This is a genomic window from Candidatus Nitrosotalea sp. FS, from assembly GCF_011319475.1.
Lineage (GTDB): Archaea > Thermoproteota > Nitrososphaeria > Nitrososphaerales > Nitrosopumilaceae > Nitrosotalea.
In genome coordinates this window covers 1-855 of record NZ_RCMC01000247.1, presented here as the reverse complement: position 1 = coordinate 855, position 855 = coordinate 1, and the positions used below count along the sequence as shown (strand labels likewise).

Sequence of the window (855 nt, the reverse complement as noted above, 5' to 3'; positions counted from 1 at the left end):
CACGTATTTGAAATAATAAATGAAAAAAAGATCTCGGGCTTTTTTGATGTCGTATGCGAAGAGGCACACAGACAACTAGGAAATTATTCTGACAACAAGTTTGAGATCAAAGTGATAATGTTTGATTTTGACGGCAAGGTAATTGGCACTTGGCCAAAAAAAGAGTAACAATTATCTTGAGACCTAGCAAGACAAATTTGTGGATAACGTAGCCATACTTGCAATTACAAAAAACGGTATCGATATAGCAGTTACACTCAAGGAACATTTTCCCAGCATGGAAGATATTTTCTCCCNNNNCGCCAAGACGGAAAAGAGATCCAGTGGTTTGATGAATCTACTACACTGAAAATAAAAGAGTTGTTTGAAAATAACGAGGCACTGGTGTGCATCTTCTCCCTTGGTGCAGTGATACGATTGATTGCACCTCACATGAAGGACAAAAAGACAGATCCTGCCGTAGTCGTCATAGATGATACTGCCAAGTTTGTCATAAGCACACTCTCAGGACACTTGGGCGGTGCAAACGAGCTCTCAGAAAAAATTGCTACAGCACTTTGTGCCACTCCAGTAATTACTACAGCAGCAGATGTTAACAAAACAATTGCAGTAGACCTTCTTGGAAGGGAGTTTGGCTGGGAGATTGATGACACCTCCAGTGTTACAAAGGTCAGCGCATTTATGGTAAATGAAGAAAAAATTGGCGTCTTCCAAGATGCAGGGGAAAAAAATTGGTGGATGCCAAAAAAAGAGTTGCCAAAAAATGTCCACATTTACAAGTCACTTGACGAGATGATATCATCTGACTGTAAGGGATTTTTGATCATTTCAGACAAGATGATAGAAAATAAAGAG

At 39.6% G+C, this 855-nt stretch carries 1 protein-coding gene; it reads left to right on the top strand.

Annotated elements, in window-relative coordinates:
* Positions 1-300 precede the first annotated feature (300 nt).
* The coding region (locus DYY66_RS09770) for a cobalamin biosynthesis central domain-containing protein (RefSeq protein ID WP_304515760.1) at positions 301-855 on the top strand (555 nt) is incomplete at both ends.